Source organism: Streptomyces sp. CAI-85, from assembly GCF_013363615.1.
Taxonomy (GTDB): Bacteria; Actinomycetota; Actinomycetes; order Streptomycetales; family Streptomycetaceae; genus Streptomyces; species Streptomyces antibioticus_B.
Map to the genome: position 1 here is coordinate 79,332 of NZ_JAANNX010000010.1, position 19,963 is coordinate 99,294.

General features: G+C 72.7%; 19 protein-coding genes. 9 read left to right on the plus strand and 10 right to left on the minus strand.

Annotation, left to right across the window (positions count from 1 at the left end):
- Positions 1-63: 63 nt before the first annotated feature.
- Complete coding sequence (locus tag G6W55_RS15095; protein ID WP_175521345.1) at positions 64-1,308, minus strand: RNA-guided endonuclease TnpB family protein; 1,245 nt, start codon at positions 1,306-1,308, stop codon at positions 64-66.
- A 573-nt stretch (positions 1,309-1,881) separates the two neighbouring features.
- Positions 1,882-2,322, minus strand: a complete 441-nt coding sequence (locus G6W55_RS15100) for a MarR family winged helix-turn-helix transcriptional regulator (protein WP_175521346.1) — start codon at positions 2,320-2,322, stop codon at positions 1,882-1,884.
- An 85-nt stretch (positions 2,323-2,407) separates the two neighbouring features.
- On the opposite strand from G6W55_RS15100, the gene G6W55_RS15105 reads away from it, so the two are divergent.
- The 7 genes from G6W55_RS15105 to G6W55_RS15135 all read left to right on the plus strand — a co-directional run bounded on the left by G6W55_RS15105 (position 2,408) and on the right by G6W55_RS15135 (position 9,608).
- Positions 2,408-3,520 (plus strand): substrate-binding domain-containing protein, encoded by a 1,113-nt coding sequence (locus G6W55_RS15105; RefSeq protein WP_175521347.1) that lies wholly within the window; start codon positions 2,408-2,410, stop codon positions 3,518-3,520.
- Between the two features lie 224 nt (positions 3,521-3,744).
- Positions 3,745-5,004, plus strand: coding sequence for an urea ABC transporter substrate-binding protein (urtA, locus tag G6W55_RS15110; RefSeq protein WP_175521348.1), 1,260 nt, complete (start codon positions 3,745-3,747; stop codon positions 5,002-5,004).
- Between the two features lie 71 nt (positions 5,005-5,075).
- Positions 5,076-5,972 (plus strand): urea ABC transporter permease subunit UrtB, encoded by an 897-nt coding sequence (urtB, locus tag G6W55_RS15115; protein WP_175521349.1) that lies wholly within the window; start codon positions 5,076-5,078, stop codon positions 5,970-5,972.
- Positions 5,969-7,051: an urea ABC transporter permease subunit UrtC gene (gene urtC, locus G6W55_RS15120; protein ID WP_175521350.1), complete on the plus strand. Its 1,083-nt coding sequence runs from the start codon at positions 5,969-5,971 to the stop codon at positions 7,049-7,051. Before urtB ends, urtC begins: the two co-directional genes overlap by 4 nt.
- Positions 7,048-7,812, plus strand: coding sequence for an urea ABC transporter ATP-binding protein UrtD (gene urtD, locus G6W55_RS15125; protein ID WP_175521351.1), 765 nt, complete (start codon positions 7,048-7,050; stop codon positions 7,810-7,812). Before urtC ends, urtD begins: the two co-directional genes overlap by 4 nt.
- The gene (urtE, locus tag G6W55_RS15130; protein ID WP_175521352.1) at positions 7,812-8,504 is read left to right on the plus strand and encodes an urea ABC transporter ATP-binding subunit UrtE; all 693 of its coding nucleotides are present in this window, start codon (positions 7,812-7,814) and stop codon (positions 8,502-8,504) included. Before urtD ends, urtE begins: the two co-directional genes overlap by 1 nt.
- A gap of 66 nt (positions 8,505-8,570) precedes the next feature.
- Entirely contained in the window at positions 8,571-9,608 is a 1,038-nt protein-coding gene (locus G6W55_RS15135) for an acyl-CoA dehydrogenase family protein (protein ID WP_175521353.1), read from the plus strand.
- A 7-nt stretch (positions 9,609-9,615) separates the two neighbouring features.
- Here G6W55_RS15135 and G6W55_RS15140 read toward each other — a convergent pair whose 3' ends face one another.
- From G6W55_RS15140 to G6W55_RS15165, 7 genes are all read right to left on the minus strand, one after another.
- A complete protein-coding gene (locus G6W55_RS15140) occupies positions 9,616-10,743 on the minus strand; it encodes an LLM class flavin-dependent oxidoreductase (protein ID WP_175521354.1) in 1,128 nt (375 codons plus the stop codon).
- A 23-nt stretch (positions 10,744-10,766) separates the two neighbouring features.
- On the minus strand, positions 10,767-11,966 hold the full coding sequence (locus G6W55_RS15145) for an SfnB family sulfur acquisition oxidoreductase (protein ID WP_175521355.1): 1,200 nt from the start codon (positions 11,964-11,966) through the stop codon (positions 10,767-10,769).
- A gap of 5 nt (positions 11,967-11,971) precedes the next feature.
- Positions 11,972-12,526, minus strand: a complete 555-nt coding sequence (ssuE, locus tag G6W55_RS15150) for an NADPH-dependent FMN reductase (protein ID WP_175521356.1) — start codon at positions 12,524-12,526, stop codon at positions 11,972-11,974.
- A 220-nt stretch (positions 12,527-12,746) separates the two neighbouring features.
- A complete protein-coding gene (locus G6W55_RS39550) occupies positions 12,747-12,830 on the minus strand; it encodes a putative leader peptide (RefSeq protein ID WP_353962397.1) in 84 nt (27 codons plus the stop codon).
- An 86-nt stretch (positions 12,831-12,916) separates the two neighbouring features.
- Positions 12,917-13,084 (minus strand): hypothetical protein, encoded by a 168-nt coding sequence (locus tag G6W55_RS15155; RefSeq protein ID WP_167797146.1) that lies wholly within the window; start codon positions 13,082-13,084, stop codon positions 12,917-12,919.
- Between the two features lie 88 nt (positions 13,085-13,172).
- Positions 13,173-15,296, minus strand: a complete 2,124-nt coding sequence (locus G6W55_RS15160; RefSeq protein WP_175521357.1) for an MMPL family transporter — start codon at positions 15,294-15,296, stop codon at positions 13,173-13,175.
- 148 nt (positions 15,297-15,444) lie between these two features.
- A complete protein-coding gene (locus tag G6W55_RS15165; RefSeq protein ID WP_309243720.1) occupies positions 15,445-15,942 on the minus strand; it encodes a helix-turn-helix domain-containing protein in 498 nt (165 codons plus the stop codon).
- A gap of 162 nt (positions 15,943-16,104) precedes the next feature.
- On the opposite strand from G6W55_RS15165, the gene G6W55_RS15170 reads away from it, so the two are divergent.
- Complete coding sequence (locus G6W55_RS15170; protein WP_175521359.1) at positions 16,105-17,640, plus strand: SDR family oxidoreductase; 1,536 nt, start codon at positions 16,105-16,107, stop codon at positions 17,638-17,640.
- An 87-nt stretch (positions 17,641-17,727) separates the two neighbouring features.
- Positions 17,728-19,101, plus strand: coding sequence for a deoxyribodipyrimidine photo-lyase (locus tag G6W55_RS15175; protein WP_175521360.1), 1,374 nt, complete (start codon positions 17,728-17,730; stop codon positions 19,099-19,101).
- On the opposite strand, the gene G6W55_RS15180 is transcribed toward G6W55_RS15175, so the two are convergent.
- A complete protein-coding gene (locus G6W55_RS15180) occupies positions 19,098-19,937 on the minus strand; it encodes an SGNH/GDSL hydrolase family protein (protein ID WP_175521361.1) in 840 nt (279 codons plus the stop codon). The two genes, G6W55_RS15175 and G6W55_RS15180, sit on opposite strands and share 4 nt — an antisense overlap.
- Between the last annotated feature and the right edge of the window lie 26 nt (positions 19,938-19,963).

Genomic DNA, 19,963 nt, shown 5'->3' on the forward strand with positions numbered 1-19,963 from the left:
GAGCAGGAAGGAGACCTGGTGGGTGAAGTCCGTCCTCGCCGCTGGGTTGACGTGCTCCCTGGCCTAAAGTCCAGGGATTCCGGCCTGGGTCGTCCGACCCTTCCGGGGGCTTCCTGCTTCGCCGCGCTGCGCGGGCACGCGTGCCCGTCTTACCGGCGCTCCACAGGCGTTTGGTGTCTCCGCCCGTCCGGCGGCGACGATACGGCGTCCTTCGAAGAGGACGTTGCGGGCTGCATTGTGGTCGCGGTCGTGCACCGTGCCGCACTCGGCGCAGGCCCACTCACGGACGTGCAGGGGTTTGGGGCCGTCCCGGAATCCGCAGGCCGAGCAGACCTGAGAGGAGGGGAAGGCACGGTCCACCTTGGCGAAGGTACGGCCGTGCAGAGCCGCTTTGTACTCCAGCATGCCGACGAACGCGGACCATCCCGCGTCGTGCACGGACTTGGCGAGCCGGGTGCGTCCGAGACCGGACACCGCGAGGTCTTCCACGTACACCGCTTGGTTGTCGCGGATGATCTGTGTGGATGCCTTGTGGTGGAAGTCCCGGCGCCGGTCCGCCACACGCGCGTGCTGGCGTGCGACCTTGACGCGGGCCTTGGCCCGGTTCCTCGATCCCTTGGCCTTGCGGGACAGCTCCCGCTGAAGGCGCCTGAGCTTCTTCTCCGCCCGCCGCAGGAAACGCGGGCTGTCGATCTTGCGGCCGTCGGACAGGACGGCGAAGGCCGACAGCCCGAGGTCGATACCGGACTCCACGTCCAGCTCCGGGAGGATGTTCGGCTCGGTGTCGACGACGAAGCTGAGGAAGTACCGGCCGCAACTGTCTTTGGTGACGGTCAGAGAAGTCGCGGCTGCCGGGAGCCGGCGCGACCACTTGACCTTGAGGTTGCCGACCTTGGCCACGTACACGGTGCCGTCGTCCCGGAGGGAGAAGGCGTTGGTGTTGAGGCGGATCGACTGCCGGGGGTCCTTCTTCGACTTGTAGCGCGGAGGGCCGACCTTGCGGCCCTGCCGCCTGCCTTTGAGGCTGTCGAAGAAGTTCTTGTAGGCGGTGTCCAGGTCCCGCAGGGACTGTTGCAGAACGACCGCCGACACATCTGCGAGCCAGGCGCGTTCCACGGTGCGCTTGGCCTGTGTGATGCGAAGCCGGGACAGCTCGGCCGACTTGACGTAGGGCAGCCCCGCCGCGTGCGCTTCCCTGCGGTCACGCAGGCAGTCGTTCCACACCACGCGAACACACCCGAACGCGCTGGCCAGCGCACGGCGCTGTGAAGCGTCCGGGTAGGCCCGGTAGTTGTAGCGAAGCTGCATCGCCAAGATCCTACGACGGCTGGTCTCATCTAAGGGGCAAATCAACAACAGGCCGACAGGAGTTCACCGGAAGCATCAACCACGCCCTCATGCACGGGAGCAGCAAAAGCGTCCACTCCGACGTGTACTTCGGCCAACTCTTCGAGGGTGACGACGATCCGCTCAGCCCGCGCCGGGCTAGGAGGGGCAGAGCCGTCGAGGGAGGTCTGCCTGCATCGGTTCGCTGAGGTAGAGCAGGTATACGCGCTGTGGTTGCCGAGGGCCGCCGTCGTTGGGCTACGGATCGACATGGACCGGACTGCGGGTCGCGGGGCGGTCCGGTCGGCAGTTACGCGGAGGCGCGCAGCGGCGTAAGGCAGTGCTCCACGATGCGTCAGGTGCGTGCTCTCGCCGCAACGGGCGTAGTCCCTCGCACTGGACACACTTGGGTCTGCGCCCGGTGCGGCGAGGGATGGTATTTCCCACACCCTGAGGCAGTGGGGAGGCCTACATGACGCCGCGGGGCAGACGGGAATTGCCGGACAGGTGACCAGTCCACTCTGCGCACGGTACGTCCGATACGGGGGCGCCCGGTCACACCCGGGAGGAGTCGTCCAGGTTCTCGGCGAGCCGGTCGAGGAGGGCGCCGAGGAGGTCCTCGTCGGCCGGGCTCCCGGCCGGCCAGGCGGCCCGGACCGCGCGGTCGGCGCGCCGCCAGTGGTCCTGGCCGCGCGGGGTGAGGTAGACGAGGATGCGGCGCCGGTCGAGCGGGTCGACGCGGCGGTGCACGAGGTTCTGGTCGACGAGCTGGTCGACCAGCTTGGTCAGCGTCGGAGCCGGCAGGAACGCGGCCTCGGCGATCGCCGACATGTGGTGTCCGGTGCCGTCGGAGAGCAGCGCGAGCACCCGCCAGGCGTCCACCGAGCAGCCCTCCTCCTCCAGGGCGGTCCGGAGCCTGCGTTCGGCCAGCCGCTCGGCCCGGGTGAGGAGCCGCATCAGATCCTGCGGCCTGCGAGGAGTCGAGGAGGTGGGCATCCGGGCATCCGCTCCTAGGTCACGGGGTGCGTACATCGTAGGAGACACACTGGAGTTCGGCGGGCCGAGCCGGAAGCATGTCGCCATGGTCCGGCACGACTCCCCCGCCTCCGACTGGTTCACGGCCGACGCGTCGGCGCTCGGTGTGGCCCTGGTCTTCCCGATGCAGGGACCGGCGGGCATCTTCGGGCCGGCCTGCGAGTTGTGCGCGCGGCTGGCGGCGGAGGAGGTCAACCGGGCGGGCGGGGTGCTCGGCCGCGAGCTGCGGCTGGTGCCGGTCGACGGGGGCGCGCCGCCGCGCGAAGTGGCCGACCAGGTCGAGGCGTTGGTGGATCTGGGGGTCGTGCAGGGCGTCACGGGCTGGCACATCTCCTCGGTGCGGCAGGCGCTGGCGCCGCGGATCGCGCACCGGGTGCCCTATGTGTACACGGCGCTGTACGAGGGCGGCGAGCACACCGCCGGGGTGTTCCTGACCAGCGAGACGCCGCGCGACCAACTGCGGCCCGCGATGGTGCTGCTGGCGCACGAGCGGCGGGTGCGCCGGTGGTTCGTGGTGGGCAACGACTATGTGTGGCCCCGGCGGACGGCACGGGCGGCGCACGCCTACGCCCGGGAGACGGGTGGCCGGATCGGCGGCGAGGTGTATCTGCCGCTGGGCACCCACGACTTCGAGCCGGTGCTGCGGCGCATCGAGCGCTCCGACGCGGACGCGGTGCTCCTGCTGCTGGTGGGCAGCGACGCGGTGCGCTTCAACCGGGCGTTCGCCGCGTACGGGCTGCACGCGCGCTGTCTGCGGCTGAGCACCCTGATGGACGAGAACATGCTGCTGGCCAGCGGCCCTTCGGCGACCGTGGACCTCTACAGCACCGCCGGATTCTTCGCCTCGCTCGCCACCGCGGACACCCTCGACTTCCACGGCCGGTACGCCGCGCGGTTCGGCGTGGAGGCGCCGGCCCCGGGCAGTCTCGGCGAATCCTGCCACGAGGGCGTCCTGTTGCTCGCCGCGCTGCTGCGCCGGGCGGGGACGGTGGACGTGGCGGCGATCGGCGCGGCCGCGGACTCGGTGTCGTACGAGGGGCCGCGCGGGCTGCTGCGGCTGCGCGGCGGTCATGTCCGCCAGCGCATCTATCTGGCGCGCGCGGACGGACTGGACTTCGACGTGCTCACCGAACTGGATCCCCACGGCACCCGCCCTTGACAGTTCCTCAGACCGTCAAGATACTTCCCACGGAAAGTAATTAGAATGCCTCGGGCGAATTGTGAATTCGGATGCTCAACGTGGTTCGAATGCATGTCACAACGCCGCGGGGCGTTTTTTGTTGCCTCCGGGAAAGTCGCGTGAAACACCGTGGAAACAGGGCGACTTGAGGCTGTGGACCGCACTTGGGGAGGTTTCTCTCCAGCACACCCGAGGGGGTTGTCTTGTCCAGCGGTTCACGTTTTCCCCGCCGCCGCTTCCTGGCCGGCGGTGCCGCGCTCGCGGCGGTCGTCGCACTCTCCGCCTGCGGCGCCAAGACCGACGCGTCCGGCTCGTCGTCCGACAAGGCCGCGAAGATCGACGTCAGCGGTGACAAGGTCAGGGTCGGTCTGCTCAACTCGCTCTCCGGCACCATGGCGATCAGCGAGGTGACCGTACGCAATTCGCTGCTGCTGGCCGTCGACGAGATCAACGCCTCCGGCGGGGTGCTCGGCAAGAAGATCGAGCCGGTCTCCGAGGACGGCGCCTCCGACTGGCCGACGTTCGCCGAGAAGGCGGCCAAGCTCATCAAGGAGGACCAGGTCGCGGCCACCTTCGGCTGCTGGACCTCGGCCAGCCGCAAGGCCGTCAAGCCGGTCTTCGAGAAGAACAGGTCGCTGCTGTTCTACCCCGTGCAGTACGAGGGCCTGGAGGAGTCGCCGTACATCTTCTACACCGGCGCCACCACCAACCAGCAGATCATCCCGGCGCTCGACTACCTCAAGGCCGAGGGCCTCAAGAAGATCTACCTGGTCGGCAGCGACTACGTGTTCCCGCGCACCGCCAACAAGGAGATCAAGGCGTACGCGAAGGCCAACGGCATGACGGTCCTCGGCGAGGACTACGCGCCCCTGGGATCCACGGAGTTCAGCACGATCGCCAACAAGGTGAAGGCGTCGAAGGCGGACGCCGTCTTCAACACCCTCAACGGCGACTCCAACGTGGCGTTCTTCAAGGAGTACAAGTCCGCGGGCCTGACCGCGAAGTCCATGCCGGTCGTCTCGGTGTCGATCGCCGAGGAGGAGGTCAAGTCCATCGGACCGCAGTACCTGGCGGGCCAGTTGACGGCGTGGAACTACTACCAGACCACCCCGGGCGCGGCGAACGAGAAGTTCGTGAAGGCGTACAAGGCGAAGTACGGCGCGGACAAGCCCACCAGTGACCCGATGGAGGCCGCGTACACCTCGGTCTACCTGTGGAAGGCGATGGTGGAGAAGGCGAAGTCCTTCGACCCGGAGAAGGTGAAGGCGGCCTCCGACGGCATCACCTTCGAGGCGCCCGAGGGCAAGGTCACCGTGGACGGCGCCTCGCAGCACATCCACAAGACCGCGCGCATCGGGAAGATCGGCACCGACGGACTGATCACCGAGGTGTGGAACTCCGGCGAGCCCGTCAAGCCGGACCCGTTCCTCAAGGGCTACCCCTGGGCCGCCGGCCTGTCCTGACCGCCCGTCACCGGGGGACCCGCGTCCAGCCGCGGGTCCCCCGCCGCCCCGTCTCCCCTCGGAGCCGCCGTATGACCGTGATCCTCGGTCAGACCTTCACCGGCATCTCGATCGGTGCCGTCCTGCTGCTCATCGCGCTCGGTCTGTCGCTCACCTTCGGCCAGATGAACGTCATCAACATGGCCCACGGCGAGTTCATCATGGCGGGCGCCTACACCACATACGTCCTTCAGAAGTCCATTTCCAGCGCCGGAATTTCGCTGCTCGTCGCGCTGCCCGTCGCATTTCTCGTGTCGGGGGCGCTCGGCGCGCTGCTGGAATGGCTGCTGATCCGCCGGCTGTATCTGCGGCCCCTGGACACGCTTCTCGTCACCTGGGGCGTCTCCCTGATGCTCCAGCAACTCGCCCGGGACGTCTTCGGCGCGCCCAATGTGCAGACCCGGGCGCCGGACGCGCTCACCGGGAACATCACCGTGATCGGCGGCGCCGATCCGCTGACCTTCGCCACCAGCCGGCTGTTCATCCTGGGCCTCGCCGTCGCGGCCGTGGTCGCGCTGTCGCTGACCCTGCGGCTGACCCCGCTGGGCCGCCGGATCCGGGCCGTCGTGCAGAACCGGGACCTCGCCGAGGTGTCCGGCATCTCCACCGCGCGGGTCGACCGCACCGCGTTCTTCCTCGGCTCCGGGCTCGCCGGGGTGGCCGGGGTGGCGCTGACCCTGGTCGGTCCGATCGGGCCGACGATGGGCACCAACGTGATCATCGACGCCTTCCTGGTGATCGTGGTCGGCGGCATCGGACAGCTCAAGGGCACGGTGATCGTCGCCTTCGTGCTGGGCGTCCTCCAGTCGGTGCTGGAGTACTCCACCACCGTGTCGGTGGCCAAGGTGCTGGTCCTGGTCGGCATCGTCGCGTTCCTCCAGTGGCGGCCCCAGGGGCTGTACACGCTGCGCACGAGGAGTCTGGTGTGAAAGTTCTCAAGGGACGTACCGCCTGGGCCGGGTTCGCCGCCGGGGCGGTGCTGCTCTTCGCGGTGGCCCCGGCCCTGCTGTCCGACTTCCGGCTCGGGCTGCTCGCCAAGTACCTGTGCATGGCCATGGTCGCCGTCGGCATCTGCCTGGCCTGGGGCCGCGGCGGGCTGCTCACCCTCGGCCAGGGCGTCTTCTTCGGCCTCGGCGGCTACGCCATGGCGATGCACCTCAAGCTCGCCGACGCGGGCCCCGGCAATCTGCCCGACTTCATGCAGCTCTACGGCACCGCCACCGAACTCCCCTGGTGGTGGCGGCCGTTCGCGAACCCGGTGTTCGCGCTGGCGGCGACCGTGCTGCTGCCGATGGCGGTGGCGGCGCTGCTCGGCCTGTTCATCTTCCGCCGCCGGGTCAGGGGCGCCTACTTCGCGATCCTCTCCCAGGCGCTCGCCGCCGCCTTCGCGATCTGGCTGGTCGGCCAGCAGGCCACCACCGGCGGCACCAACGGACTCACCGACATCCAGGGCTTCTTCGGCTACGCCCTGGACGATCCCGTCAACCAGCGGATGGTGTACCTCGTCATCGCCGCCGCCCTGCTCCTGCTGATCGCGGTGGCCCGCCAGCTCATCCACAGCCGCTACGGCGAACTCCTGGTCGCCGTACGGGACTCGGAGGAGCGGGTGCGCTTCCTCGGGTACGACCCGGCGAACGTCAAGCTGGTCGCGTACGTGGTCGCCGCCGGGATGGCGGGTCTGGCGGGCGCGCTGTTCGTGCCGGCCGTCGGCATCATCTCGCCGGCGCTCATCGGGATCGTCCCGTCGATCGAGTTCGTGATCGGCGCGGCGGTCGGCGGCCGCGCCAGCCTGGTCGGGGCGGTCCTCGGGGCACTCGCGGTCGCCTGGGCGAAGACCGCGCTGTCGGAGGAGTTCCCGGCGGGCTGGACGTACTTCCAGGGCCTGCTGTTCATCGTGGCGCTGGCCTTCCTGCCGGGCGGCCTCGCCTCACTGGCGAAGACGGTACGGCGGCGCCGGGCCACTGCCCCGGACAAGGCGCCCGTCGTGGCGGTGGGAGAGGCGGCATGAGCGAGCTGGAGATTCGTGGACTGCGGGTGACCTTCGACGGGTTCACCGCGGTCGACGGCGTCGACCTGGAGGTGCGCGCGGGCGATCTGCGGTTCCTCATCGGACCCAACGGGGCCGGCAAGACCACCCTGGTGGACGCCGTCACCGGACTGGTGAAGGCCCAGGGCTCGGTGCGGTTCGGCGGCGCGGAGCTGCTGGGGCGCAGTGTGCACCGGATCGCCCGCTCGGGCATCGGGCGCACCTTCCAGACGGCCACCGTCTTCGAGGAGTTGACGGTCCTTCAGAACCTGGACATCGCGGCGGGCGCCGGCCGCGGCGCGTGGACCATGCTGCGCCGCCGCAGGAGCGTCCCGCCGGAGGTCACCGAGGCGCTGGCGACCGTGGGACTCACCGAGCTGGCGGACTCCCCCGCCGGGACGCTGGCGCACGGACAGAAGCAGTGGCTGGAGATCGGCATGCTGCTGGTGCAGGACGTCCGGCTGCTGCTGCTCGACGAACCGGTGGCCGGCATGAGCCACGACGAGCGGGAGGCCACCGGCGAACTGCTGCGCCGGATCAGCGCCGAGCGCACGGTCGTCGTCATCGAGCACGACATGGACTTCATGCGGTCCTTCGCGCGCAGCGTCAGCGTGCTGCACGCGGGCCGGGTCCTCAGCGAGGGCACGGTGGCGCAGGTGCAGGCCGATCCGAAGGTGCAGGAGGTGTACCTCGGGCACACGGCCACCGAGGACGCCGGTGACATGGCCGGGCAGGAGGCGTGATGCTGGAGATCGAGGACGTCCGGGCCGGCTACCACCGCAGCACGGTCCTGCACGGCGTCTCCGTGACGGTGCCGTCCGACGGGGTGACGGCGGTGCTCGGGCACAACGGCGCGGGCAAGAGCACCCTGCTGCGCGCCGCCGTCGGACTGCTCACGCCCACCGCGGGCACGGTCCGCCTCGACGGGGAGGACATCACCCGGCGCCGGCCGCACGAGCGGGTGGCGCGCGGGATGGCGTACGTCCCGCAGGGCCAGCAGTCGTTCGGGCATCTCACCACCGCCGAGAACCTCCAACTGGTCGCCGACGGGCGGCGGCGGGGCCGGGCGGCGGTGGCCGAGGCGCTGGACCTGTTCCCGGCGCTGCGGGCCCTCTCCGGGCGCCGCGCGGGGCTGCTCTCCGGCGGCCAGCGGCAGCAACTGGCCATCGCCCGCGCCCTGGTGACGGAACCCCGGGTGCTGCTCCTGGACGAGCCGACCGAGGGCATCCAGCCGTCGGTGGTCGCCGAGATCGAGGAGACGATCCTCGCTCTGGCGGCCCGGGGCGGCCTGTCGGTGCTGCTGGTGGAACAGCACGTGGGCTTCGCGATGCGGGCCGCGCAGCGGTACTGCGTCCTGGAGGCCGGCCGGGTCACCTCGTCCGGGGCGGGCGGCCGGGAGGCAGAACGGTCGGTGCGGGAGGCGCTCAGCGTGTGAGGCTCCCGGTGCTTCACCTGTGAGGCGTGCGGTGCTTCTCGGGAGTCCTGGCCGAGAATCTTGGTCATGACCGCAGCGACCGCACCGCACCCCCTCGTCACCCGGGCCCGCCGTCTCGCCGACGACCTTCTCGCCCCGTACGCCGAGGAGGTCGACCGGACGCAGGTGCCCGAGAGCCATCTGCGGGAGATCCGGCGTTCGGGTCTGCTCGGGCTGAACGCGCCCGTCGCGTACGGCGGGACGGGGGTGTCCGGCGCGGTGTTCCGCGAGACGGCGGAGATCCTCGCCGGGGCCTGCTGCTCGACCTGGTTCGTGCAGACCCAGCACCACACCCCGGTCCAGACCGTGGCCGGGAGCGACGGCCCGGTGCGCGAGCGGCTGCTGCGCCGGCTGGCGAGCGGCGAGCTGCTCTCGGGGGTGGCCTACGCGCATCTGCGGGCCGCCCCGCGCAGGCCCGTCCGGGTCACCCGCGACGGCACCGGGTGGCGCTTCGACGGCACGGTGCCCTGGTACACGGGGTGGGGCCTGAACGACGTGATGCTGCTGGCCGGGGTGACGGACGAGGACGAGGCGCTGTTCGCCGTCACCGAGGCCCGGGACCAGCCGGGCCTGCGGGCGTCCGAGCCGATGCGCCTCGCCGCCCTGACCGCGGCCCGCACGGTCTCCCTGGAGCTGGACGGGCTGCGGCTGCCGGAGGAGGCGGTGGCCCTGCGCACGCCGCTGGCGACCTGGGCGGCGGCGGACCGGCTGAAGACCGTGAACGCCAACCCCGCCGTCTTCGGCGTCGCGGAGGCCGCCCTCGGCCTGGTGGACGACGACCACGCGGCCGCCCTGCGCGACCGGCTGGCCCGGGTCCGCCGCGACGCCTACGCGCTCGCCGACGAGGCGGCACCCGACGAGCACCTCGCCGACCGGCTGGCCCTGCGGACCCAGGCGTACGAGGTCCTCCAGGCGGCGACCACCGCGGCCGTGGTGACGGGCGGCGGCCGCACGATGCTCCTGTCGCACCGGGCCCAACGGCTCGCGCGGGAGGCCCTGTTCCTGATGGTCCAGGGCCAGACCCGCGAGTCCCGCCGGTCGCACCTCGACGCACTGGCCCCCTGAGGACGTCTCAGCCGGCGAACGGCACCTGCACCGAGGTGTCCCGCCGTTCGTCGGGGTGCCGCCACAGCCCGGCTCCGGCCAGCAGCGGCAGGACGCCCTCGCCGAACCAGTACGCCTCCTCCAGATGCGGGTAGCCGGACAGCACGAACTCGGAGATGCCCAGCGCCGCGTACTCCCGGATCCGTTGGGCGACCTCCGCGTGGCTGCCCACCAGGGCCGTGCCCGCGCCGCCCCGCACCAGTCCGATGCCCGCCCACAGATTGGGGTGGATCTCAAGACCGTCCCGGCCGCCGCCGTGCAGCGCGAGCATCCGCCGCTGTCCCTCGGACTCGCTGCGCGCCAGCCCGGCCTGCACGGACCGTACGGTCTCGGGGTCGAACCCGGCGAGCAGCCGGTCCGCCTCCGCCCAGGCCGCCTCGGAGGTGTCCCGGGTGATCACGTGCAGCCGGATCCCGAACCGCGGCGCGCGCCCGTGCCGGGCCGCGAGCCCCCTGACCCACTCGATCTTCTCGGCGACCTGGGCGGGCGGCTCGCCCCAGGTGAGGTAGACGTCGGCGTGCCGGGCGGCGATCTCCCCGGCGATCGGCGAGGACCCCCCGAAGTACACCTCGGGCACCCGGGCCAGCCGCGCGTCCTCCACCCGCAGATGCTCGCCCTTCAGATCGACGGTCCCGCCCTCCCACAGCCCCCGCACGACCTCCAGGAACTCGCCCGTACGGCGGTAGCGGTCGTCCTTGTCGAGGAAGTCGCCGTAGGCCCGCTGCTCGTGGCTCTCGCCGCCGGTGACGACGTTGAGGAAGAGCCGTCCGCCGGAGTGCCGCTGGAAGGTGGACGCCATCTGCGCGGCCAGCGTCGGCGACACGAAGCCGGGCCGGAAGGCGACGAGGAACTTCAGCCGCTCGGTGTGCCGACTCACCATGGCCGTGGTCAGCCAGGCGTCCTCGCACCAGGCGCCGGTCGGGGTGAGCGCACCCAGGAAGCCCAGGTCCTCCGCGGCGCGGGCGATCTGGCTCAGGTACGCGACCGTGGGCGGCCGGTCCCGTCCGGAGGCGGTGGCCGGGGTGCCGTGGCCGCCGCCGACGACATGCCGGCTGTCGCCGTTGGTGGGCAGGAACCAGTGGAACGTGAGGGACATGCGGAGGCTCTCCGATCGGGGCGCTAGAGAAGTCCGTGGCGGGGCGGCCGGGTGCCGTTCAGGGTGTGGCGGCCGAGGTGCTGGATCTTCCAGCGGGTGGGGTCGTGCAGGGTGTGGGTGCGGGCGTCGCGCCAGTGCCGGTGGAGGTTGAGGGAGGCGAGCGCGGAGCGGGTGCCGGACACCTCGAACAGGGCGCTGGACACCTCGACGGCGGCCCGGGCGGCCTGGACCTTCGCTGCGGCGACCGCGAGGGACGCCTCGGCGGCCGTGTCGTCGTCCAGGCCGGCGGCGGCCGCGTCGACCGTGCGGGCCGCCTCCCGCAGCAGCGCCTCCGACGCCCTCACCTCCAGGGAGAGTTCACCGAACCGCTGGATCAGCAGCGGGTCCTCGGCGGCCGTCTCGGCGCCGCTCTCGAACCAGGGCCGGCTGGTCGTCCGTACGAACTCCGCCGCCTCCGCGAGCGCGCCCGCGGCGAGACCGGCGTCGATCGCGGCGTGCAGCAACTGGGCCACCGCGCCGTGGAGTTGCGGGCCTTCGAAGGTGAGGTGGTGCGGGAGGACGCGGTCGCCGGGCACCTGTACGGCGTCGAGCCGCACGGTGCCGCTCGCCGTGGTGCGCTGGCCCAGCCCGTCCCAGTCGTCGACGACGGTCACCCCGGGCGCGTCCGCGGGCACGTACGCGACATGGAGCCGGTCGTCCGCCGCGCGGGCCAGGACCGGGATCCAGTGGGCGAACAGGGCGCCCGTGCAGTAGTGCTTGACGCCGGTCAGGGTGAACGAGCCGTCGGGCCGGGGCTCCAGGCGGGTGCGGATGTCCTGGACGTGCCGGGTGCCCGCCTCGGACTGGGCGTTCCCGAAGCGGCGGCCCGCGAGCAGTTCGGCGAAGAAGAACTTCCGCTGTTCCTCGGTGCCTTGGCGGCGGATCACGTTGACGTAGGCGAAGTGGCTCTGCGGGATCTGGGCGAGGCTGGCGTCGGCGGCGCCGAGCAGCCGGAAGATCTCCGCGAGGGTCAGGGCGGAGACGTCCGCGCCCCCGTGCTCGGCGGGGACGGTGACGGCGAGCAGCCCGGAGGCGGAGAGCCGGTCCAACTCCGGGCGTGGCAGCCGTCGTTCGGCGTCCCGTGCGGAGGCGCCGGGGCGGAACTCGGCGGCGAGGGCGCGGGCGACGGCGAGCGCCTCGGCGTCGTCCGCGATGACATGGGCGCCGGGGGCGGGGGCTGTCATCGCCTTCAGCTCGCCGCCGCCAGGTACGGGGTGTGCCCGAGGGCGACCGAGAACTGGTCGACGACCTGGGTGAGCGCCTCGGCGGCCGCGGGGGCGACGGTGACCGTGCCGTCGTCGTGGGCGGTGATGTCCTTGTCGAGGGTGAACCAGCCCTGCACGATGTGGGCGGCGCCCATGGAGTTGAGGACGGGCCGCAGGGCGTAGTCGATGGCGAGGACATGGGCGGTGGTGCCGCCGGTGGCCAGCGGCAGCACGGTCTTTCCGGTGAGCGCGTACTGCGGGAGCAGGTCGAGGAGCGCCTTGAGCACACCGGAGTAGGACGCCTTGTAGACGGGGGTGCCGACGACGACTCCGTCGGCGCGGGCGAAGAGTTCGGTGGCCTCGACGATCGCCGGGTGGCGGAAGTCGGCGCCCAGCAGGGCCTCGGCCGGGATCGTCCGGACGTCCAGCGGGATCACCCGGTGGCCCTGGGCGGCCAGTCGCTGGTCGAGGTGGCGCAGCAGTCGGCCGGTGCGGGAGGAGGCGGAGGGGCTGCCGGAGACGGACAGGACGGTGGCCATGGGTCCTCTTTCGAAGGTGCCGGGGGCGCCCGTGCGGGGGCGTTCCGGTGGTGGCGGCGGTCTGGGTTCCGTAGTCGGGGCCCGTGGTCCGGTTCCTTCCGCTCGCACCGCACGCATGCCGAAGTCCGGGCGCGGAAGGGCGAGTTGATGGTGTGCGCGTCGAGCGCACGGGAGGGAAGGAAGGCGAGAAGGGCGGCGGATCCGGAAGGGAAAAGCGTGATCAGGCCGCGCTGCGACAGGAGCTGCTGGAGACGCGCGCGAGATCGACATGGCGTCGCCGCGTGAGGTCCAGTCGCATCATCATGTCGTCGATCGTGGCAGCCGCCGGCCGCGGCAGTCAAGGACGAGTCGACCGGTCTCGCATCCCGGACCAGCGAATGACCAGGGAATTCAGTCCTCGTCGTTCGCCGGGACGACCACGAGGAAGGCGTCGGACCTCAGATCCATCACCACGGTGGCGGGCAGGCCCTCGGCGCGGCGCCGGGCCGCGTACTCCTCCGCCGGCCATGAACCGCGCGGGGACCCCGCGGGAAACCGTTCCAGCACCTTCGCACCCATGGCCGTGGCACCTCCGTCCTCGCGCCCTCCGCCCCCGCGGCGGACAGCGTCGTACGGATCCGCCTGCCCCGGATCCGTACGAGCATGTTCATCCGTCCGAGCGGTCGGAGCGGCCGAGGCGGCTCGGCCACCAGACCGGCGCGCCGATGTCCCGCACCAGCGCCGGCACCAGCAGCGAGCGCACCACGAGGGTGTCGAGGAGCACGCCGAAGGCCACGATGAAGGCGATCTGGACGAGGAAGGCCAGCGGGATCACGCCCAGCGCGGCGAAGGTCGCCGCGAGCACCACGCCGGCGGAGGTGATGACCCCGCCCGTGGTGACCAGGCCGCGCAGGACGCCCTGCCGTACGCCGTGCCGCAGGGACTCCTCGCGGACCCGGGACATCAGGAAGATGTTGTAGTCGACGCCCAGCGCTACCAGGAACACGAACCCGTACAGCGGCACTGACGGGTCCGTGCCGCCGAAGCCGAACACATGGCGGAAGACCAGCGCGGACACGCCGAGCGTGGCAAGGAAGTTGAGCGCGACCGTGGCGACGAGCAGGGCGGGCAGCAGCAGGGACCTGAGGAGCCCGGTGAGGATGAGGAAGATGACGGCGAGGACGACGGGGACGATCAGCGTGCGGTCGCGTTCGGCGGTGCGCAGGGTGTCGTGGCGCTGGGCCGTGTAGCCGCCGACGAGGGCGTCCGCGCCGGGTATGGCGTGCAGGGCGGTCCGCAGGCGGGCCACCGTGCGCTGCGCGGCCTCGCTGTCGGCGGCGTCGTCGAGGGTGACGTCGACGCGGACCCGGCCGTCGACGACCAGCGGTGCGCCGCCGGGCCGCCCCGAGGCGGTCGTCCCGGCCGCCCCGGCGACGCCCTCGGTGCGGCGGGCGGCGGCGAGGACCGGCTCCAGGCGGTCGGCGGCGGCGATGACGACGGCGGGGTTGCCCGAGCCGCCGGGGAAGTGCTCGCTCAGGGTGCGCTGGGCGGCTACGGAGGGGGCGTCGTTGACGAACGTCTCGTCCAGGGGCACGCCCTTGGAGGTCAGCATCGGCGCGAAGGCGGCGCCGGCCAGGAGCGCGGCGAGGGTCACCGCCCAGACCCGGCGCGGCGCCCGGTCGACCAGGTCCGCGACCCGCCGCCACACCCCTTCGCCGGTGCCCCCGGAGGCGGGCCGGGCGCCGGGCTTGGCGGGCCAGTAGGCGGCGCGGCCCAGGGCGACGAGGACGGCGGGCAGGAAGGTCAGCGTGGCGACGACGGCGCAGACGATGCCGATGGCGCCGACCGGCCCGAGCGCCCGGTTGTTGGTGAGGTCGCTGAGCAGCAGGGCGAGGAGCCCCAGGACGACGGTCGCCGCGCTGGCCACGACGGCACCCCAGGACTGCCGCAGCGCCGCCCGCATGGCGTCGGTCCGGTCCGTGCGGGCGGCGAGTTCCTCCCGGTAGCGGGCGGTCAGGAGGAGGGCGTAGTCGGTGGCGGCGCCGATCACGAGGATGGACAGGATGCCCTGGACCTGTCCGTCGACGCGGACCAGGTCGTGGTCGGCGAGCGCGTAGACGATCGCGCAGGCCAGGCCGAGGGCGAGGACCGCGGCGACGATGATCACCAGGGGGAGCAGCACGCTGCGGTAGACGAGCAGCAGGATCACCAGCACGGTGACCAGGGCGACGACGAGCAGCAGGCCGTCGATGCCGGCGAAGGCGTCGGAGAGGTCCGCCTGGGCGGCGGCGGGGCCCGCGAGCTGCACGGTGGTGCCGGGGACGCGTTCGGCGGCGGCGCGGATCCGGTCGAGGGTGCCGGCGAGGTCGTCGCCGAGGTCGGTCCGCAGGGGCACCACGCCTTCGAGGGCCTCGCCGTCCTCGGAGAGCAGGGCGGGCGAGACCTGTCCGGCGACGCCGGGGGTGTCCGCCAGGGAGGCGAGGACGCCGTCGGCGTCGGCCCGCCGCCCGGCGAGGCCGGTGCCGGTGTCCGTACTGGTGCCGGTGTCGGTGCCTGTGCCGGTGCCGGTCCACACGACGATCGCGGGCAGGGTCTCGTTCTGCCGGAAGGCGCGCTGGGCGGTGACGACCGCGGTGGACTCGGCGCTGCGCGGCAGGAACGCGGCCTGGTCGTTGGTGGCGACCTCGCCGAGGCGTCCGGCGTAGGGGCCGAGGACGCCGCCGACGCCGAGCCATACGGCGATCAGGAGGAGGGGGACGAGCAGGCGGGCGCGTCGCGGGGTGGTGGACATGGGGCTCCAGGCTCCGGGCGAAGAGGATCACGGGAGGAGTCACGAAGACTCGACGGTGAACAATCTCAATGATTGACATTGTTGACGGCGTTGATCATAGAGGTCACCTTCTCTTCCGTCGTCACCCGGCCCCCGGATGCACCCCCGGCTAGACCGGCGGGCGCGTCAACTCGTCGTTCATCGCCGCGAGGAAGCGCAGCACCACCGCCCGCTCCTCCTCGGTGAACCGGGCGCGCGCCCCCTCCACCGCCTCGGCCAGCGGCCGGAAGTAGCTGCGGGCCGCCGACCGCGCGTCGGCGGCGTAGTACAGGTGGACCACGCGGCGGTCGGCGCTCTCCCGGACCCGGCGCACGTGTCCGGCCCGCTCCAGCCGGTCCACACAGGCGGTGACGGCCCCGGAGGTCAGTCCGAGGTGCTCGCGCAGGCCCTTCGGCGTCATCGGGGTGTCGGCGTCCAGGATCGCGGCGAGCGCCTGGACGTCCGTCGGATGCAGTCCCTGGTCCCCCGCGAACGCGTACACCAGCCGGTTGATCTCGCCGTTCATCCGGCGCAGGGCGACGGCGAAGGCGTGCAGGTCGCCGCGTGCCGCGGGCGCGCCGGACCCCCCGTCCCCCGACTGCCGCTCCCGGTCGTTCACTGTGGCCACGCGGCCAGCGTAGCCGTCCGCTTCCGCACCCCGTCGTTCACCCGATCGCGCGTGACCTGCCGGCCGGCGCATCCGGGACCGCCCCCGGGGTGGAAGTGATCCACGGAGGGTGATGCGTGGCAGGGATCCGTGGGGGCACCGACGCGAAAGGGCCGAGCAGTGATGACGGAGGACGACCGCGGCACCGGGCCGCTCTGTCTGGTGACGGGGGCCACCGGCTACATCGGCGGCCGGCTCGTTCCGGAACTGCTGGCGGCGGGGCTGCGGGTGCGCTGTCTGGCCCGTTCCCCGGAGCGGCTGCGGGACCATCCGTGGGCCGGTGACGTGGAGGTGGTCCGCGGGGACGTGACGGACGCCGACTCGGTGGCGCGGGCGATGAGGGGCGTCGGCGTCGGCTACTACCTGGTGCACGCGCTGGGCACCGGCGACGACTTCGAGGAGACCGACCGGCGGGCCGCGCGGATCTTCGGGGAGCGCGCCAGGGCGGCGGGGCTGCACCGCCTCGTCTATCTGGGCGGCCTCACCCCACGCGGTGTGCCGGAGCGGGAGCTGTCGCCGCATCTGCGCTCCCGCGCCGAGGTCGGCCGCATCCTGCTGGGCTCCGGGGTGCCCACGGCGGTGCTGCGGGCGGCGGTGGTGATCGGTTCGGGCTCGGCCTCCTTCGAGATGCTGCGCCATCTCACCGAACGGCTGCCGGTGATGGTCACCCCGAGCTGGGTGCGCACCCGGATCCAGCCGGTCGCGGTCCGGGACGTGCTGCGGGCGCTGGTCGGCTGCGCCGGACTGCCCGCGGACGTCAACCGGACCTTCGACATCGGCGGCCCCGACGTGCTGACCTACCAGGAGATGATGCTCCGTTACGCGGCCGTCGCCGAGCTGCCGAAGCGGCTCATCCTGCCGGTCCCGATGCTCTCCCCCGGCCTGTCCAGCCACTGGGTGGGCCTGGTCACGCCGGTGCCGGCCTCGATCGCCCGGCCGCTGACCGAGTCGCTGCGGTACGAGGTGGTCTGCCACGAGCACGACATCGCGCGGTACGTGCCGGATCCGCCCGGCCGTCCGTTCGGTTTCGACGAGGCGGTACGGCTCGCGCTGCGCCGGGTGCGCGAGGCACAGGTCACCACCCGCTGGTCGTCGGCCTCGCTGCCCGGCGCGCCCAGCGACCCGCTGCCCACCGACCCCGACTGGGCGGGCGGCAGCCTCTACACCGACTGCCGCGAACGGTCCGTGGACGCCCCGCGCGAGGCGCTGTGGCGGGTGGTGGAGGGCATCGGCGGCGACAACGGCTGGTACTCCTTCCCACTGGCCTGGGCCGTACGGGGCTGGCTGGACCGGCTGATCGGCGGGGTGGGCCTGCGCCGGGGGCGCCGGGACGCCGCCCGGCTGCGGGTCGGCGACTCGCTGGACTTCTGGCGGGTGGAGGAGATCGAGCCGGGGCATCTGCTGCGGCTGCGGGCGGAGATGCGACTGCCGGGCCCGGCCTGGCTGGAGATGTACGCGGAGACCGACGGCACGGGGCGCACCCGGTACCGCCAGCGTGCCCTGTTCCATCCGCGCGGGCTGCTCGGGCACGCGTACTGGTGGAGCGTCTCGCCGTTCCACGCGGTCGTGTTCGGCGGCATGGCCCGCAACATCGCCCGCGCGGCCGAGGCGGACGCGGGTCGGCCGGTGCGGGAGGGGGCGGCCACCGGGGACGGCTGACGAGGGCGGCGGTGTCCGGCGCATCCGCCGCGCCCCGCCGCCCGGAAGACACACGTACGCCCTTTCTCCTCTCAGCGGAGCCCGCTCATGAACGTCTCGGTCGTCCTGTTCACCTCCGATCTGCGGCTGCACGACCATCCGCCGCTGCGCGCGGCCCTTCAGGGCTCGCGGCAGGTGGTGCCGCTGTTCGTGCGCGACCGGGCGGTGGACGGGGCCGGGTTCGCGGTCCCCAACCGGCTGGCGTTCCTCGCCGACTGTCTGCGCGACCTCGACGCGGGGCTGCGCGAGCGGGGCGGGCGGCTCGTGGTGCGCTCCGGGGACGTGGTGGAGGAGGTGTGCCGGGTGGCCGCCGAGGCGGACGCCGACGAGGTGCATCTGGCCGCCGACGCGAGCGCCTACGCGCAGCGCCGCGAGGCCCGGCTGCGGCGGGCGCTGGAGGCCGAGGGCGTCCGGCTGCACGTCCACGACACGGTGACCTCGGCGGTCGACCCGGGGGCGGTCGCCCCGGCCTCCTCGGACCACTTCGCCGTCTTCACGCCGTACTTCGGGCACTGGTCGCGGCGGGGACTGCGCGAGGTGCTGGGCGCGCCCCGGAAGGTGGCGGTGCCGGACGGCGTCAGCTCGGAGGAGCTGCCCGCGCGCCGGGGCCTGGCCGGTCTGTCGCCCGACCTGGCCGCCGGGGGCGAGACCGAGGGCCGCAAGCGGCTCACCGCCTGGCTGCGCTCGGGTGTCGCGGCGTACGAGGACCGGCACGACGATCTGGCGGGCGACGCGACCTCCCGGCTCTCGCCGCATCTGCACTTCGGCACCCTGTCCCCCGTCGAACTGGTCCACCGGGCGCGCGCCGCGGGCGGTCCGGGCGCGGAGGCGTTCGTACGGCAGGTCGCCTGGCGCGACTTCCACCGTCAGGTGCTGGCGGCCCGGCCGGACGCGGCGAGCGCCGACTACCGCACCAAGCACGACCGTTGGCGCACCGAGCGGACGGCGGGCGAGGACATCGAGGCGTGGCGGGAGGGCCGTACCGGCTATCCGGTGGTGGACGCGGCGATGCGGCAGTTGCGGCAGGAGGGCTGGATGCACAACCGGGGCCGGCTGCTGACCGCGAGCTTCCTCACCAAGACGCTGTACGTCGACTGGCGGGTGGGCGCCCGGCACTTCCTGGACCTGCTGGTGGACGGGGACGTGGCCAACAACCAGCTCAACTGGCAGTGGATGGCCGGCACCGGCACCGACTCCCGCCCCAACCGGGTCCTCAACCCCGTGACCCAGGCGAAGCGTTACGACCCGGACGGGGCGTATGTACGGCGCTGGGTGCCGGAGTTGGCGGAGGTGGCGGGGCCCGCCGTCCACGAGCCCTGGAAACTGCGGAAGCCGGACGATCCCGCGCCGGACTACCCGGACCCCCTGATCGAACTCTCCGACGGCCTGGCCCGCTTCCGACGGGCCCGCGAACGGGACTAGCTCCGGTCGTCGACGCCGACGCTGTGTCCCGACTCGGTTGTCCAGGGCAGGAGTTCGGGGCGTCTGGCGGTGCGGCCGTCGCCGGAGGAGCGGCCGCGCAGCCGTCGGCCGAGCCAGGGGCCCAGGAAGGTGCCCGCCCAGCGGAGTTCGGTGCGGGCGGCCCGCCAGCCCCTCGGTGCCGGGTACGCGGTGGGCAGCGGGCCGCTCCAACTGTCGTCGCTGCCGGGGATCCGGAGGGCGTGGGCGACGGCGGCGGCGATCCGGGCGTGGCCGAGCGGGGAGGCGTGCAGCCGGTCCTGGCTCCACAGCCGCGGGTCGGTGACCACGGGATGGCCGGCGGTCTCGGCGACGACCACGCCGTACTCCTCGGCCGAGCGCCGGACCCGGGCGTTGAGGGCGGCGACCCGTGGGCTGAGCGGGCGGGCCAGCGGGGAGATCCGGGCGACGTCCGGGAAGGTGAGCGTGGCGACCAGGGCGCCCTGTCCGGTGAACGCGGCGAACATGGCCCGCAGATGGACGTCGACCTCGTCGGGGTCGAAGCGGGGGCGCAGCAGGTCGTTCATCCCGGCGAGGACGGTGACGAGGTCGGGCCGCAGGGCGAGGGCGGGAGCCAGTTGCCGGGCGTGTGTCTGCTCGGCGGTCCGGCCGCGTACGGCCAGATTGGCGTACCGCAGGCCGGGGTTGTGCCGGGCGAGCGTCTCGGCGAGGCGGTCGGCCCAGCCGCGCAGCCCGGTGGTGTCGTCGCCGTCGCCGAGCCCCTCGGTCTGGCTGTCGCCGACGGCGACGTAGCGGGCGTAGCGCGGGACGGCGTCGTGGGTGGTCTCCGTGTCGGCCATGGCCGGCCCCCGTTCGAGAAGCGGTC

What these genes read in the sequence shown, in the direction of transcription:
- urtB (WP_175521349.1), top strand. Translation starts at nt 5,076, where the DNA reads ATGACCGTGATCCTCGGTCAGACCTTCACCGGCATCTCGATCGGTGCC.
- G6W55_RS15180 (WP_175521361.1), bottom strand. Translation starts at nt 19,937, where the DNA reads ATGGCCGACACGGAGACCACCCACGACGCCGTCCCGCGCTACGCCCGC.
- G6W55_RS15100 (WP_175521346.1), bottom strand. Translation starts at nt 2,322, where the DNA reads ATGCCCACCTCCTCGACTCCTCGCAGGCCGCAGGATCTGATGCGGCTC.
- G6W55_RS15095 (WP_175521345.1), bottom strand. Translation starts at nt 1,308, where the DNA reads ATGCAGCTTCGCTACAACTACCGGGCCTACCCGGACGCTTCACAGCGC.
- G6W55_RS39550 (WP_353962397.1), bottom strand. Translation starts at nt 12,830, where the DNA reads ATGATGATGCGACTGGACCTCACGCGGCGACGCCATGTCGATCTCGCG.
- G6W55_RS15105 (WP_175521347.1), top strand. Translation starts at nt 2,408, where the DNA reads ATGGTCCGGCACGACTCCCCCGCCTCCGACTGGTTCACGGCCGACGCG.
- G6W55_RS15170 (WP_175521359.1), top strand. Translation starts at nt 16,105, where the DNA reads ATGACGGAGGACGACCGCGGCACCGGGCCGCTCTGTCTGGTGACGGGG.
- G6W55_RS15145 (WP_175521355.1), bottom strand. Translation starts at nt 11,966, where the DNA reads ATGACAGCCCCCGCCCCCGGCGCCCATGTCATCGCGGACGACGCCGAG.
- urtE (WP_175521352.1), top strand. Translation starts at nt 7,812, where the DNA reads ATGCTGGAGATCGAGGACGTCCGGGCCGGCTACCACCGCAGCACGGTC.
- urtD (WP_175521351.1), top strand. Translation starts at nt 7,048, where the DNA reads ATGAGCGAGCTGGAGATTCGTGGACTGCGGGTGACCTTCGACGGGTTC.
- G6W55_RS15155 (WP_167797146.1), bottom strand. Translation starts at nt 13,084, where the DNA reads ATGGGTGCGAAGGTGCTGGAACGGTTTCCCGCGGGGTCCCCGCGCGGT.
- ssuE (WP_175521356.1), bottom strand. Translation starts at nt 12,526, where the DNA reads ATGGCCACCGTCCTGTCCGTCTCCGGCAGCCCCTCCGCCTCCTCCCGC.
- G6W55_RS15135 (WP_175521353.1), top strand. Translation starts at nt 8,571, where the DNA reads ATGACCGCAGCGACCGCACCGCACCCCCTCGTCACCCGGGCCCGCCGT.
- G6W55_RS15160 (WP_175521357.1), bottom strand. Translation starts at nt 15,296, where the DNA reads ATGTCCACCACCCCGCGACGCGCCCGCCTGCTCGTCCCCCTCCTCCTG.
- G6W55_RS15175 (WP_175521360.1), top strand. Translation starts at nt 17,728, where the DNA reads ATGAACGTCTCGGTCGTCCTGTTCACCTCCGATCTGCGGCTGCACGAC.
- G6W55_RS15140 (WP_175521354.1), bottom strand. Translation starts at nt 10,743, where the DNA reads ATGTCCCTCACGTTCCACTGGTTCCTGCCCACCAACGGCGACAGCCGG.